The sequence below is a fragment of the Gammaproteobacteria bacterium genome (genome assembly GCA_019748175.1).
In the GTDB taxonomy this organism is placed as follows: Bacteria; Pseudomonadota; Gammaproteobacteria; order JAIEPX01; family JAIEPX01; genus JAIEPX01.
Genome location: JAIEPX010000003.1, coordinates 120,739 through 134,827 on the forward strand (window position 1 = coordinate 120,739; position 14,089 = coordinate 134,827).

The 14,089-nt window shown below is 37.0% G+C and carries 14 protein-coding genes and 1 tRNA gene; 7 read left to right on the plus strand and 8 right to left on the minus strand.

Going from position 1 to position 14,089, the window contains the following annotated elements:
- Nucleotides 1-5: 5 nt before the first annotated feature.
- The 5 genes from K2X50_01640 to K2X50_01660 are packed head-to-tail and all read right to left on the minus strand — an operon-like array spanning nt 6 to nt 2,814.
- Nucleotides 6-563 (minus strand): 3'-5' exoribonuclease, encoded by a 558-nt coding sequence (locus tag K2X50_01640; protein ID MBX9585937.1) that lies wholly within the window; start codon nt 561-563, stop codon nt 6-8.
- 52 nt (nt 564-615) lie between these two features.
- On the minus strand, nt 616-927 hold the full coding sequence (locus K2X50_01645; GenBank protein ID MBX9585938.1) for an NGG1p interacting factor NIF3: 312 nt from the start codon (nt 925-927) through the stop codon (nt 616-618).
- Nucleotides 928-947: 20 nt separating this feature from the next.
- A complete protein-coding gene (dtd, locus tag K2X50_01650; GenBank protein ID MBX9585939.1) occupies nt 948-1,400 on the minus strand; it encodes a D-tyrosyl-tRNA(Tyr) deacylase in 453 nt (150 codons plus the stop codon).
- A 60-nt stretch (nt 1,401-1,460) separates the two neighbouring features.
- On the minus strand, nt 1,461-1,835 hold the full coding sequence (crcB, locus tag K2X50_01655) for a fluoride efflux transporter CrcB (protein MBX9585940.1): 375 nt from the start codon (nt 1,833-1,835) through the stop codon (nt 1,461-1,463).
- A 10-nt stretch (nt 1,836-1,845) separates the two neighbouring features.
- On the minus strand, nt 1,846-2,814 hold the full coding sequence (locus tag K2X50_01660) for an aminoglycoside phosphotransferase family protein (protein MBX9585941.1): 969 nt from the start codon (nt 2,812-2,814) through the stop codon (nt 1,846-1,848).
- A gap of 468 nt (nt 2,815-3,282) precedes the next feature.
- On the opposite strand from K2X50_01660, the gene K2X50_01665 reads away from it, so the two are divergent.
- The 4 genes from K2X50_01665 to K2X50_01680 are packed head-to-tail and all read left to right on the plus strand — an operon-like array spanning nt 3,283 to nt 6,480.
- Nucleotides 3,283-4,089 carry a type IV toxin-antitoxin system AbiEi family antitoxin gene (locus tag K2X50_01665; GenBank protein ID MBX9585942.1) on the plus strand — a complete coding sequence of 269 codons (807 nt, stop codon included), beginning with the start codon at nt 3,283-3,285 and terminating at the stop codon, nt 4,087-4,089.
- Entirely contained in the window at nt 4,086-4,871 is a 786-nt protein-coding gene (locus K2X50_01670) for a nucleotidyl transferase AbiEii/AbiGii toxin family protein (GenBank protein MBX9585943.1), read from the plus strand. The genes K2X50_01665 and K2X50_01670 overlap by 4 nt, the downstream gene beginning before the upstream one ends.
- Nucleotides 4,871-5,917 (plus strand): protein kinase family protein, encoded by a 1,047-nt coding sequence (locus tag K2X50_01675; GenBank protein MBX9585944.1) that lies wholly within the window; start codon nt 4,871-4,873, stop codon nt 5,915-5,917. The genes K2X50_01670 and K2X50_01675 overlap by 1 nt, the downstream gene beginning before the upstream one ends.
- Nucleotides 5,914-6,480, plus strand: coding sequence for a GNAT family N-acetyltransferase (locus K2X50_01680; GenBank protein MBX9585945.1), 567 nt, complete (start codon nt 5,914-5,916; stop codon nt 6,478-6,480). Before K2X50_01675 ends, K2X50_01680 begins: the two co-directional genes overlap by 4 nt.
- A 293-nt stretch (nt 6,481-6,773) precedes the next feature.
- On the opposite strand, the gene K2X50_01685 is transcribed toward K2X50_01680, so the two are convergent.
- Nucleotides 6,774-7,724, minus strand: coding sequence for a GNAT family N-acetyltransferase (locus K2X50_01685; protein MBX9585946.1), 951 nt, complete (start codon nt 7,722-7,724; stop codon nt 6,774-6,776).
- A 250-nt stretch (nt 7,725-7,974) separates the two neighbouring features.
- Between K2X50_01685 and K2X50_01690 the strand changes: the two genes are divergently transcribed.
- On the plus strand, nt 7,975-9,015 hold the full coding sequence (locus tag K2X50_01690; GenBank protein MBX9585947.1) for a virulence RhuM family protein: 1,041 nt from the start codon (nt 7,975-7,977) through the stop codon (nt 9,013-9,015).
- Between the two features lie 173 nt (nt 9,016-9,188).
- On the opposite strand, the gene K2X50_01695 is transcribed toward K2X50_01690, so the two are convergent.
- Nucleotides 9,189-9,278 (minus strand) — tRNA-Ser (locus K2X50_01695).
- Nucleotides 9,279-9,477: 199 nt separating this feature from the next.
- Between K2X50_01695 and K2X50_01700 the strand changes: the two genes are divergently transcribed.
- Nucleotides 9,478-10,455, plus strand: coding sequence for an aminoglycoside phosphotransferase family protein (locus tag K2X50_01700; protein MBX9585948.1), 978 nt, complete (start codon nt 9,478-9,480; stop codon nt 10,453-10,455).
- A gap of 91 nt (nt 10,456-10,546) precedes the next feature.
- On the opposite strand, the gene K2X50_01705 is transcribed toward K2X50_01700, so the two are convergent.
- Nucleotides 10,547-12,859 (minus strand): multicopper oxidase domain-containing protein, encoded by a 2,313-nt coding sequence (locus K2X50_01705; GenBank protein ID MBX9585949.1) that lies wholly within the window; start codon nt 12,857-12,859, stop codon nt 10,547-10,549.
- A gap of 329 nt (nt 12,860-13,188) precedes the next feature.
- On the opposite strand from K2X50_01705, the gene K2X50_01710 reads away from it, so the two are divergent.
- A complete protein-coding gene (locus K2X50_01710) occupies nt 13,189-14,004 on the plus strand; it encodes a helix-turn-helix transcriptional regulator (protein ID MBX9585950.1) in 816 nt (271 codons plus the stop codon).
- The last annotated feature ends 85 nt before the right edge of the window (nt 14,005-14,089 follow it).

Here is a 14,089-nt window from a genome sequence, read left to right on the forward strand (position 1 = left end):
CGCGCCTACTTATCCTTTAAATTTTCAGAAAGCATATTGCAAAATAATGCCCCTTGCTCAATAGCATCATCAAGTGCAATATGCGTATGAGGTAAATTATCAAACCAATGTTTGGGCATATTTCCTTTGGTGGAACGACGATATTCATTTTTTAATAATGCCATTGCATAAGTTTTAACATCCAAAGCAGAAAATGAAAAAGGGCTTTCACCGGCAAAACGCATCAAATACCAATACACAAAAGTAAAATCAAACCCTGCAGGATATCCTACAAAAATAGGTCTGGCTTTTAACCCTTTTAACCAAATCACATATTGTTTCATCGCATTTTCAGGTCGTTGAAGATTTTCTCTGCATGCTTTCCATGCATCAGGTTGAGTTTTCCACCATTCCATCGTTCGTGGTTCTTGAACAGCACCTGGTAATAATTCCAAGTTTGCAGTAAATGTCGACACCAGAGTTTTATCGGCTTGATATGCTGCCGATCCAAAACTCAGCATAGAATTAATACTCGGAATCGGGCCATCTGTTTCAATATCTGTACTAACATAAATTTCGTACATATTGTCTCCGTGCGTTATTTACTAACATAATTAATTTTTAATTAACCCAATATCAATAGTTTTCCATCTTTAATACTTGATACGACGGAACTTCATAAGGATGAGCACGTTTTAGTGCAGTGATTACGTCTCCAATTTTAGACTCATCACAGATGGTTTCCACTCGGTATTCTGAAACTTTTTCCAGTTGATTTGTTGTTCCGATGTACGGATTGCTGCCTGATAATGGCATAAATTGACCTTCACCACGGCATTCCCATGAGCAGTGACTGTAATTTTCGACTTTTCCAGCGCCTGCTTCAAACAGTGCTGTTTTTACTATCTCGAGATGAGATTCCGGAACATTCAAAATAATTAAATACATTTCCTATTCCCTATAAAAAATTAATTAGAGAAGTCACTCTCCAACATTATGGTCACAGGGCCATCATTTGTTAAATCAACTTGCATATACGCACCAAACTCACCTGTGGCAACTTTCTGGATTCCCAATTGTTGCAAAGTGCTAACCCAATGTTGAATCAAAGGTTCGGCGTGTTCTGGTTTTGCTGCAAGACCAAAACCCGGTCGACGACCACTTTTAGTATCTGCGTACAATGTAAATTGTGAAACCACCAAAATATTAGCGCCAATATCCAATGCGGAAAGATTCATTTTACCTTGCTCATCTTCAAAAATTCTCAGATTTACAACTTTGTCTGCCATTTTTTGTACACAAGATTCTTTATCTTCATGACCAATGCCAATCAACAACAATAAACCTCCATCAATCTCACCGACTGTTTTTGAATCAACAGTCACACGGGCTTGCTTTACTCTTTGCAACAAAACTCGCATAACATCTCCTACTACAGGTAAAACATCTAAGTTCATCAGAACTTTACTTATCTAGATTTTCTAAAAAAGCCTTACAATTTTCATTCCAACAAAGAAGAATACTAAACTTAACAAAACACTTAGAGTAATATACAAAAAAGACAACACAAACTGATTTTTCTGAAAGAGTAGTCCAAACTCTAGAGAAAACGCTGAAAAGGTTGTAAAGCCTCCCAAGATTCCTGATATCAAGAAATATCTTACAGTATCTGATGGTGACCAATAAAAGGCCATAAACTCTGTTAAAACGCCCATAATAAAGCATCCAACAACATTAACAACAAGTATGGGAAGTGGGATACCAAAAACGGAAAGTGGTAATAAATTACTAATCAACAAACGCATGATTGCGCCTACTCCGCCCCCCAATCCAGTAGCGATATAATGTCTAATCATTCTTTGTCCTCTATCCTTTAGCCATTAATTCTTTCAATAAATTACTGAGTTTCCAATGCTGGAATGACATCAGCTTCTCTTTACCACATGCGAGCATAAATCTATATGACCACGCTATCCCATAAACAATACGTAATAATTGTGCCGTAGCAATAGCATCTGATAAATGTTCTTTAGATTCAAAAATATCCATATAATCTTTAAAACAAGCATTTTTAATTTTTAGATATCTCTCATCTTCATCTGTTAATGCGTGATGTTTTTTTATTTGTTCCAAACAATTTAGCGGAGAAAAAAATGGATGCGATATTACTATTTCACCCAAATCAATGATTGTAATATCTTGTAAACTATCGTCTATAAGAGTGTTGTTATCATTAAAATCGGGCTGAACAATTGTTTCTTTGATAGAATAAGCGGATAATTTTTTGCATAAATCAGAAACCCTTGGAAGCAGATTCTCCAGCTTGCTAATTTCTACTTCAGATAGACCATCCGCCAATAATAAATCATTTTTTGAAATTAATTCTTTGTATAAACCAGGCAATTTATCTAAGCGATAATCAGGAACCCCAATATCAAGAAAAATATCTACACGATCTGCAACAGCGATCTGAAGTAATGTAAATTGTTCAATAGCTCTGCAAAGCAATTCCACGTCGAATTTCTGTTTTAGAATTTCTCGTAATGACCGACCTGCGTCCTTCATTAAAAAACAATTTAATTCAGCATTGTGTGCGATAACTGTTGGAACAGAAGCATGAAATTGATCATGCAAAATTTGGATAATTGTTGGCTCCAATGCGAACAGCTTCGGTGTGCACTTCAAATAAATATATCCATCAGATGTATCAAAGCGGACTACATAAGACCAAGGGGTGTTTTGCACATTTTCTGACATATTGCTTTTTAGTGTATACCCAAGAGATGAAAGGCATTCGTAACCCCATTGGATAATTTCTTGACTCATAGTGCTCATACTCCTCGTAATCGATACGATTGGTTTTTCCTGTTTGTATAAGCTGAAATGGCGGAGGTGAGCATCCCTCAAAATAACCACCTCCAAACTGGGTGGGGAATGTCAACTTCACCGACAGCAATTCAAGCAGATTTCGATAATAATGCTAGCAGTTATCACCATCCGTGGTAATAAGAAATGCCGTTATTATCGATTTACGCTGTTTTCGATAACAAGGTGATTATTCAAAACAAGCTTACTATGTCCTTTAGGTTGCTTTATTCGTAACCTACTGAACATCTCATAATCACCAAGTTAAGGACGGTTACACGCATTTTTGAATCCATCATGTTTCTATAATTACATCATGAGTAATTATACATACATTCTGACACAAAAAATTAAATATTTTGCTTGCACTTACCCAGAAATAGGTGTATTATGTTCTTATAATTACACTATTTGTAATTTTGGAAGCATGGCAATCATATGAATCTACAATCTTACATAAAACAGCTCAGGAAATATGGGAAACGAGCCTTCACTATTGAAGAGATTTTGGAGGAATTCAAAGTATCTCGCAATTATGCCAGGGTGGCTGTATATCGTCTTATTCAAAGTGGTGACCTTGTCTCACCGGCTAAAGCTTTTTATGTCATCGTGCCTCCTGAATATCAAACATACGGTTGTATACCCGCAGAACAACTTATTCCCATACTCATGAAGCATCTAAATACCAATTATTATGTTGCTCTGTTATCAGCGGGGTTATTTCATGGAGCAACCCATCAAAAACCCGCTAGATTCCAAGTCATGTTGAATAAAAGGATGAGCGGTAATTTAGTTTTTGGTGATGTTGAAATAGAGTTTATTTACAAAAAGTCATTCTCTGGACTTCCAACTCAAGATTTCGTTGTTGATACTGGCTATCTTAAAGTTGCATCACCTGAGCTCACTGCAATCGACTTACTCAATTACCCCTCTCATGCGGGCGGACTTAACCACATAGCAACCGTTTTTTCTGAATTAGCCGAAGCCATAGATCCGAGTAAATTGATAGAGCTTGCTGAAAAGATCAATGCTAGATACCAACTACAACGTATTGGTTATATTTTAGAGAAGATTGATGTCATGGATGAAGATAAAAAAACTGAAATCATCGAGACTTTAGAAGTTTTTTTAAAGGGAAAAATGAAATATTACATACCCATTGCTTCTGAAATAGAAAAAAAGGGTTACCCGAGATACAAGAGATGGAAAATAATAGAAAATACTGAAATAGAGAGCGATTTATGATTCCAAATATTTTTATACAAAATTGGTCTAATCACGTTAAATGGCAAACACCAGCCCAAATTGAACAGGATCTCATTATAAGCAGAGCGTTAGTAGATTTATATAACGATCCGCATATCAAAGACGCTTTAGTTTTTCGTGGCGGTACAGCACTAAATAAACTATTTATTAATCCTCCGTCTAGATACAGTGAAGACATTGACTTCGTTCAGAAAAATGCTGAGCCAATCGGTCAAACAATTAATGCAATTCGTGAGGTGCTCAAACCATGGTTAGGGGATCCAAAATGGAAAATTACTCAAAGAAGCGCAAAGCTGATTTACAAATATGAATCCATAAACAAATCTGCATCAAAACTAAAAATCGAAATAAATACGACTGAACATTTCCAAGTGCTGCCCTTAAAAAAGGTTCCTTTCTCTATGGATTCAGATTGGTTCAAGGGAGCAGCAGATATTATTACTTACGAAATAGATGAGCTGATGGCCACTAAATTGCGAGCCCTGTATCAGCGCCGCAAAGGACGAGATTTATTTGATATATGGTATGTGACAACCAACGAATTGATTAACTTAAATCAAGTGTTTGATATTTTTGCTAAGTACTGCACTTATAACGGTATGAAAATCTCGCGAGAAGAATTCCTAAAGAATCTTGAGCTTAAAAAAGATAATCGTGATTTTCATATAGATATGAGCCTGTTATTGCCGTCGAAATTGCATTGGAATTTTGAAGAAGCTTATCAATTCGTTGTAGATAACGTCATTAGCAGGCTGCCATAATGCAAAGAATTAAACTGTATGGCCAAATTTCAACAAGCCTCGCATGCTTGAGCAAAGAAAAGCTAAAGCAGATTTTGGCTGATGCAAAACCGATGCATGAAGGTATCGGTGGCAAATCAACCTTAATTTCTGTTGATGACATACCCGTATTTGTTAAAAAAATACCGCTGACCGATCTTGAGCAACTACCTCAAAATTTTATGTCCACTGCGAATCTTTTTGATTTGCCATTGTGCTATCAATATGGTGTGGGCTCTGCTGGCTTTGGAGCATGGCGTGAGCTTGCCACTCATATCATGACAACCAACTGGGTGATCACAGGTGAATGTGAAAATTTCCCTATCATGTACCATTGGCGTATTTTGCCGAGTGGTCCGGGCGATATCAATACCAACTATTGGGGTGATATTGAAAAATACTGTCAGTACTGGGGGAATTCCGCTGCCATTCGTAAACGTGTTAAAGATCTCAATAATGCATCCGCGCATATCGCTTTATTTCTTGAATTTGTTCCACAAAATTTGCATGAGTGGCTAAGTGCTCAAATTGTTAAAGGTGATGGTAACTCTGAAACAACAGTTTTATTTGTAGATAAACATCTCAAAGCCACAAACAAGCATATGAATACGCAGGGTTTGATGCATTTTGATGCGCACTTTGAAAATATACTCACCGACGGTAAGCGGCTATATTTAAGCGATTTTGGATTAGCGTTATCATCAAAATTTGATTTAACTCCAGCAGAAACGGAATTTTTGAAGCAGCATTCGTCATATGATCAAGCTTGCGCGACTGAAAACCTGCTTCACTGTATTATCACATCACTTTTTGGAAAGGAACAATGGGAAATTCGCCTGCGTGAATATCTTGCCGGTGAACTCGGTAATACAACGCCCGTGATAGCAGCAATGATAAAACAATATGCACCCACTACATTGCTCATGGATGAGTTTTTTCAAAAACTTCAGAAAGAGAGCAAATCAACCCCATACCCTGCAGCACAATTAGAAAAATTGATGAGAACAAGTTCATCGGAGATAACATGACCACAATTATTGAAACAGAAAGGCTTATTTTAAGAGCGTGGGAAAAAGAAGACGCCGAGGGGTTTTTTCAAATCAACCAAGATCCAAAAGTGATTGAGTTTCTACGCGGCCCATTAACCATGGACCAGGTCAATGACTTTATTTCGGCGGTGAATAGTCAGGGTGAGAACTATGGCTATACCTTATGGGCTGCCTGCCTGAAGGAAACCGGTGAATTGATTGGGTTTATTGGTCTCAATTACACCGATTGGGAATCGCATTTTACCCCTGCGGTTGAAGTGGGTTGGCGTTTAGGATCGCAATATTGGGGTAAAGGCTATGCGACTGAAGGCGCTAAAGCCGCATTGGATTATGGATTTAAAAAATGTGACCTTAAAGAAATTGTTTCTTTTACTGTGCCAGCGAATATTCGCTCTATTCGTGTGATGGAAAAAATTGGATTAAAGCGTGATATGAATGGCGATTTTGCACACCCTAAATTAGCTGCGGATCATCCTTTATCACAACATATTTTGTATCGGTTAGCGAAAGCGGATTACCTACATCAAGCTGTCCAAGGCTAAAGTATAAGTATGACCTGTTTTTGAAAGGTGATTTAATTTAATGTCATCGATATGATCTTCAGCTGTTTCTTGGATCGTCATTAGCATGGCGAACGGATGATTGTCGCAGCTTGCTATCCAATAAACATACTTGCCATCACAATACTTCGAAGGCTCTTTTCTGCCATTAACAAAATTTAAAATATCATCTTTATGGCCCTGCGTATTATCCCAAAATTCCTGAACAAAAGGTTAGGCTAGCCAACCGAAAACAATATCAATGTGACTTATATTGGCTTGTTCAAAATGAATGCTCATACTTTTTTCCTCATGAGATAGACTTGATGCCCTAAAAAGCAATTATGAGGGTATGTGGAAATGGTTGAAAAACCAATTTTTGTGTAAAAATCTTTTGCTTGAAAATCAGCTGTTTCCAGGGTTATGACAGAACAATGTTTTTGTTTGGCGTAATCTTCGAGCTTTGACATTAAGCTTTTAGCAAGACCTTTGCCTCTATACTGCGAATCAACCCAAATACAATCCATATAGCAATTATCTTTGGTGATATCTCCATAACAGCCGCCAACAACTTTACCTTCTGTTTTGATGTATAAAGTAAAAGGATCGTGTTCATAAGCGCCTATTTTACTTTTATTGAAATCTTTTAATCCATCATTTAAAATCGATCTCACTTCAGGATTTTCATTTTCATCCAAATTGAAATGTTCCGCGTTATTTACAGAAACCCCTTTATTTTTCCAAAGCATCCATACTTCGTCTATGCTTGGCTGTTTTTTACACTTCCTAAAACCAGCTTTTTCATATGCCTTGATAGCGGCAATGTTATTTGAATCAGGATCAGCAAAGACATGAGTATACGAAATACCATGCTCTTTTATAAACTGTGCGATGGCCTGAGAGCCGATGCCTTGTTTTAAATAAGCTTCGTCGCCTATCAATAAATCAAAACCAGCAAGGCTTGAAGGTAGGCCAGTTAACGGCTCCTCACGTGCAAAGTCATACACATTATAAATTTGAACATACCCAATGGGTTTTGCCTCGGCGCAGATAATATAAGCTTTGATTGGTTTAGAGATACCGTTGTCTAGTTTATATCCTTTAACATAATCGGAATATTTTTCCTGAATTAATGCCAACGTCCACTTAACATCTTGATCCCACCATTTTTTAACATGAGGCATCTCTAACCACTTTAGAAGTAGCGGAAAATGTGATTCAGCTAAGGGAACAAAACTAATTTTCATAGCATATTAATCTCTTTAATGCGTGTTAATTTTTTAAGCTTTGTCAAAAAGTCCACCACGTCGCTCTCTATAGGTGCAAAATACTCTTTCTCATTTATCCTCATAATTTCTGCTGCTTTTTTGACATGATTACACATATTATAGTTGCACAAAACATAATTTTATGTCAAGATAAAGCTGTGGGAATTTCATAATTTTCAGTTGACGGAAACATGACCATGCAACTATTTGATAAAAAGTGAGGTGGGTTATGAGCAGTAAGAAAAAGAACCCAATATTACCACCTAGTGAGATTGTGTTTTACGAAACACAGGATGGCAAGATTTCTATCGCGGTTCGATTTGAAAATGAAAACATTTGGCTTACCCAAAAGCATATGGCTGAGTTATTTGACTGCTCAACTGATAACGTCTCTCTGCACCTGAAAAACATATACACGGCAGGTGAACTGACCCTAAACTCAACTACCGAGAAATTCTCGGTAGTTCAACAAGAGGGCAATCGATCAATAACACGTAGTGTGTTGTTTTATAATCTAGAAGCGGTTATTGCCGTCGGCTACAGAGTTAATTCAGAACGAGGTATTGCTTTCCGTACTTGGGCTACAGATAAGCTTAAAAATTATATATTCAAAGGTTTTGCTATTGATTCTGAGCGATTCAAAAAGGGCTCGAAATTTGACGCCCGCTTTTTTGATGAGCTTTTGGAAGAAATTCGTGAAATTAGAGCCAGTGAGCGAATGGCTTATCAAAAAATCACGGATATTTATGCAACATCTGTGGATTATTTAAGCAGCTCAAACAATGCGCAAAAGTTTTTTGCCACAGTTCAAAATAAATTGCACTTTGCTATCACTGGTAATACAGCGGCTGAAATTATTGCTGATCGTGCTCAAGCTTCCAAACCTAATATGGGCCTGACGACTTGGCGTAAAGCACCTGATGGCAAAATTTTTCTATCTGATGTAACCATTGCAAAAAATTACTTAAGCAAAGATGAAATATTGCAGCTTAACCGAATTGTTAATATGTACATTGATTATGCTGAATTTCAAGCGGCTAGAGGGAAAGTGATGGCTACGAAGGATTGGATAGAAAAACTGGATGTGTTTTTGAAGTATAACGAACAGGAAATACTGTCTGATCTGGGTACGGTGTCTCATGAAGTTGCCGTAGCGCTTGCAGAAAAAGAATATGATGTTTTTAGAAAAAAACAAGATCAACTGCATAAATCTGATTTTGATAAGTTAGTCGAAGCAGGAAAATTGGTGAACCCAGAGCATGAGCAATGAAAATCGAGCACACATCCACACCTGCAAGTTTCGAATTCTAGATGACAAAAGCGTTACTTATAAATATTTCTCGAACATCCCTGAAAACTGCTACTCACTCGACGATGATCTTGTACTGTGGCTTACCTGAAAGAGGCCAGCTTAACACCTGAAATTGTGTCATGGATCCTTACTGGCGGAGAGAGAGGGATTCGAACCCTCGGTACGTTTTACCGTACACACACTTTCCAGGCGTGCTCCTTAAACCACTCGGACACCTCTCCAGACCGTTAAGACTATCATTTGACCAAGCCATAAAACAAGGGTTACACCCACAAAGTACGCCCATTTACAGCTATTAAATCTTGTCAAAACCACACTCCAAGCCCTTCGTCCCAATATATGATAAAATCAACAGATTCGTTAAGAAACAAAGACTCAACTCTCATGAAGAATGTGCGAGTAAATATGGGGCGATAAACTATGTTTAAAATGAACTGGGAAAGAAATGACATTACTCTTGCTCTACCAGAAACGACCATCTATAAAATGGTACAAATGGCATTCCCTGAAAAAAATCTATCATCTTATGAGATAATTTCTGAAGGCTGCGCGAATTTTAATATTAAAATCCATCTTAACGATGACTCAACATCGTATATTTCGCGGATATATTTACGTGATAAAGATGCTGCTCATCGCGAAAAAAATCTTGGTGTATTATTAAAAGATAAAATACCAATCCCTCTTTCATTCTATTTAGGAGAGGTTGATGGGTATACTTTCGCCATTACAAAATTTTTTCCAGGCATACAACTCAGAAATTTTCTGCTAAATGATACACCCTGCGATACTAATACAGTTATGTATAACGCAGGGCGAATGCTTGCGAAAATTATATCTTACAATTTTCCTGAACCAGGATTTTTTGATAAAGAGTTAAACGTTATTTCGGGCAGCACATCTAATGAAAAATTATTAGAACATATTGTGGCTTGCTTATCTAACCAGAATGTCATCGCTGTGCTTGGATCTGAGACAATTCAGAGAGCTATCAACTATATTGATCAATCAAAACACTTATTTCCGGATGAAAGTGAGCGATATCTCGTTCACGGTGATTTTGATCCAGCCAATATCCTCGTTAATAAAATAAATAATGAATGGGAAATCTCTGGCATTCTTGATTGGGAATTTTCTTTTTCAGGCTCCTATTTATGGGATGTTGCCAATATGTTGCGTTACGCGCATAAAATGCCTTCTGAATTTCAAGATGCCTTTATTCGTGGATTAAACGAGGGCGGTGTACAACTTCCCGAAAATTGGAGCCCCACCATCGATCTCATGAATTTGACATCGTTACTGGATTGCTTAAAAAGATCCGACGCTCCAAAAAAACCCAATCAATGCTCTGATATTTGTGAGTTGATCCAAAATATTTTGTCGAAATATTCAAACTGACGCCCATATCAATTACGTAAAAAAAAGATGCAATTACACATATACATTAGATATTACATGATCGAAATTGCAAAACCTCTCCAGCCATTTCCTACAAAAGCAGAGAAACCCCACCGGTAACAGTAGATTTGACAGATGAATGACCATAATCGCGTTCACGTTCATACTCGACAAAAATATCCATCCCTGGCTTCACACGATAATAGGGTCGAATGATATATCGCATTTGATTACTTTCCCTAGTTTCCACGATACTTCGTACTGCGGTGTGTAGAAAAAAATTGTTTGTAATTTGTGTATCTCGAGACAATTCGAGATCAAATTTTAAATTGCCTGCATGATAGTACGCCCGCAAATCGGCTTCAATGAAGTAGGGCATCATTCCTTCAATACCAACACCAGGTTGTAAATAAGGTTTATTAGCAGGTTTAACAGTATAATTCACACCGCCTTTTATGGCCCAAAATTGATACATCAAATGCCAATAAAAGAGATCCAAATCTGCATTTTCAATTTTTCCATTGTTAATCTCTGCGTCATTCGCATACAACTCTAGTTTATGATAATCATAACCATATAATCCTTTTAAATCTAATTTTAGAACTTTGCGAAATGGATCCACACCCACATCAATGTTTGTTGCATAGTTCCTTTTCATTAAATGGGCCATTGGATGATTAACTAGATTGATATTGATTGGCCGAACAGCATCAACATGTACTATAGGGCGATTAACATAATTTGAAAGCTTAATACTGTTTTGAGGTTCGACTTTATTATGAACAACATCAAGCAGCGTTGAATACTGGAATACGCGCGACATTCCACTCATCATGTGGTAAAGCAAATGACAGTGAAATAACCACTGACCACTAACATCCCCATCAACATCTGCTGTAATTGTAGCGCCAGGGGGAACATTAATTGTGTGCAATAACGGATCATAAGCGCCATGACCATTTCTGAAAATAAACCAGTGACCATGAAAATGCATCGGATGACTCATCATTGAAGTATTGATAAAAACAAATCGATAACGTTTTCCTTGCTCAAAAATGATGGGTTTTGCGTTGTATTCCGGCACACCATTAATAAACCAAATAAAATGATCCATATATCCAAACAATTCCATTTTGATTACACGATCAACATTTTTATTAGGATCATTTGTTTTATCTTTCGCGACAATTTTTTGATATTGAGTATTTTTCGTTGATTTATACAAGGCATCATTTGGGCACAGTGTATCGCCTACTATTGTAGATTCTGTCGGCATATCCATAGCCATGGGCATATCGTGTGACATGCCTCCCATCATCGTATGCATCATAGTACGCGAAACAGGCAAAGGTTCAGGAAAGTGCTGTATTGATTGAATATTAATCACTTGATTTGGATTTGTCACAAGTGCGCCAACTGCCGAGCCTAATGTATCATTCGATTCAGCATAAATAATTGTTGGTGATTTATTTTGAATTTTAACCAGTACGTCGACCGTTTCTCCTGGAGCGATTGTGAAATTGCTAACGTTATAAGGCCTTACATCATTACCTTGAACATGAATTATTTTAAGAGTTGCCCCAGGAATTTTCACTCTATAGATTGTGCTACCAGCAGCGCCAATAAATCGTAATCGAACTAGATCCCCGACTTTAACGACTGCTTTCCAAGGTGATGATAGAGAATGGCCGTTGAGAAGATAAGCGTCATATGCCACATCACTAAAATCATAGATACTCATTCTCATCAGCTGCATCATTTTATAGTCAGATAGTAATAATTCTCTTTCTTTTTTTGATGCCCGATTATAATCGTGAAGAAATTTTAATAACGAGGGCTGTAACGGAAATTTTGACGAATAATAATCCCCTGATTTTTTTAGATTAGACAATATTTGTTCTGGCGGTGTGTTACTCCAATCGGACAACACTACAGAATAATCTTTATCAACATGATATTTTGATGGTGTTCGCGGAGAAATAATAAACGCTCCGTAGAGCCCTTCTTGTTCTTGCAATCTTGCATGCGCATGATACCAATACGTACCCGCTTGATTCAGCGTAAATTGATAATGAAAAACGCCTCCGGGAGGAATCCCTTGTTGAGAAATACCTAGCACTCCATCCATTTGCCATGGAAGGATAATGCCATGCCAATGTATAGACGTCTCACTATCAAGAAGATTGTGGACGTTAATTTGGACATGGTCACCCTGCTTAAATTTCAAAATTGGTGCAGGAATTTCATTATTCACGGATATCGCCGTCTGCTCTTTTCCTGCGAAACTCACTTTCTTATAACCAATCACTAAATCAATGATACGATCAGCTGCATAAATATTTTGTGATAAAGTAACCAGGGAAATAACGAGGCAACTGAAAAATAATCGAGTTTTCTGGTTCATGGATTTCCTTGGTTGTGCACGAAACGAACTATAATCCCTAATTCGCTATTCTAATCCTAAATTCATCAAAGAATCTAGCCATAAACGAATTAAAAAAATTTCACTTTTTACACTAGAACAATTAACTGAAGCTATATCTCTAGCTGTGCCCTGATCCCGACTTCTGTAATTAAGAAACATTGAATCAGGATTTTCGATTATTTTCCAAATGAAAATGATTACTATTTTCAAAAAATAATTGACTATTGAATTTTCACATTCACTCGTGTAGGCTTTCGCCCACTTCAGTTAGTTCCTCTTATGAGTAATATATTATCTCGGGATTCTTTATGGGCATTAAAAAATCGTTGTATCAATATCCTGGAATTCGACACTCTGACGATATCACACAGTTAGTCAAAGAGTACTTCAACGACATGGATCTAAGTTATTTTGGTCATGTTATTGTTTGGCCAGAAGGCAAATATTCAATAATCTGTATAAAACATGATTGGCCAATCGAAATTGTTACATCTGACTTACCACCCGCTACTTTTACTCGATATGATCAAGTAACCAACAAAATTGTGTTTCCCAATATGGATCAAGACGATATTTTGGGTTATCCAGATGGTATTCTTGAAATTGCAAAAGAAAAATTCAATATTTTAAACCCGATGATGATTACGCGGAAGTACGATGACCATATTGAAGCGTTTGGCTTCGATTTGCATAATGAAAAGCCTTATGAAACCTACCTTCATAATCTTGATGTTTTTGAGAATTTCATACACTATTATAAAGATCGGGCCTCAAAGATTATTCATGCGGCAAATCAGCGTTGCATATTAATTAATCCTAAGTACCATAAACAAAAAATGAATACTAAAGGCGTGCCCCTTACGAATAAAAATCTCCGTAAAGTCCCGAATCTTAAAAGATATTATATACAATATAAAAATGCGGATGTCGTACTCTCCGAAAAGGAGTTCCATTGCCTATCGCTTCTCGCTCATGGAAAAAAAGGAAAAACGATTGCAGCAGAGATGAACATTAGCTTAAGAACCGTTGAAACCTATATAGAGAGAATCAAGGTAAAATTTCATCTATCTCAAAGAGAAGACCTCATTGCGATCTATTGGCAAAGCCGGTTGTTGTCCGTATAAAACCCCGACATATTTCCACATCACTCTGATACATAGTCGTGATCTTTTAAAAATTACCATAAATTTTATTTAATTTGTTCAGAAG